At 59.5% G+C, this 980-nt stretch carries 1 protein-coding gene; it reads left to right on the forward strand.

The annotated features are described in order from the left end of the window. A partial coding sequence (locus tag AKL29_RS07220; RefSeq protein WP_244481804.1) for a D-2-hydroxyacid dehydrogenase occupies window positions 1–966 on the forward strand: 966 nt, incomplete at its 5' end. Window positions 967–980 lie beyond the last annotated feature (14 nt).

Consider the following 980-nt stretch of genomic DNA (forward strand, 5'->3'; position numbering starts at 1 on the left):
ACCATGGCCGCAGAAAGCGCTGAGCTTACCATCATCCTCAACCACCCTGCCGCTGAATCCTATGCCCGATTGATAGGAGAGCGTTTCCCTCAAGTTCGCACGATTGTGGCACCGAACGCTGAGAGGTTGGCTCAGAACATAGCAGAGGCGGACGTACTCCTGGCACCTCGCTTTCCCGTTGAGGTCTTCGAGGAGGCGAAGAAGCTGCGCTGGTTTCAGTGCACGGGTGCCGGTGTGGAGTCCATGTTGCCGATCCGCGACAGGGCGGATCACATCGCGGTGACCAATGCACGCGGCATCCATGGCGACATCATCGCCGATTTCGTAATGGCGGGCGTGACGATGCTGCAGTGGGATTTCCGCCGGTATCTGCGCGAACAGGCTGAGCGGAAGTGGAGCCCGCGCTATGTGGCTCCGTTGGCCGACAAGACGCTTGGCGTCGTCGGGCTGGGCTCGATTGGTGCGACCATCGCCCGCCGCGCGAAGAGCGCAGGGATGACGGTCGTCGGCTCTAAGCGTGATATATCCGTTCCCGTCGAAGGCGTTGACAGGCTGTTCGCCGCCAATGCGCTTGACGATCTGCTACCACTCTGCGATTTCGTGGTGCTCGCGGTGCCGGCGACGCCCGATACAGCGGGGCTCATTGGTGAGGCCGCGATAGCACGCATGCAACCTCAGGCGTTTCTCATTAACATTGCGCGGGGTACCGTCGTTGTTGAGGCCGAACTGATCAAGTCCCTGCAGACGGGCGCAATCGCCGGTGCCATGCTGGACGTTTTTGAGCAAGAACCGTTGCCGCAGGACAGTCTTTTGTGGGACATGCCGAACGTGATTGCAACGCCTCATGTGGCGGGAGGTCCCACAAACTATACAGAGCGGGTATTCTCGATCATGGCAGAAAACATAGATCGGTTTCTAAATGGGCAGCCGCTGAAGAATGTAGTGGATCTGCGACGCGGCTATTGAGCGCAAGTGCACCG

Source organism: Bradyrhizobium pachyrhizi, assembly GCF_001189245.1.
GTDB classification, from domain to species: domain Bacteria; phylum Pseudomonadota; class Alphaproteobacteria; order Rhizobiales; family Xanthobacteraceae; genus Bradyrhizobium; species Bradyrhizobium pachyrhizi.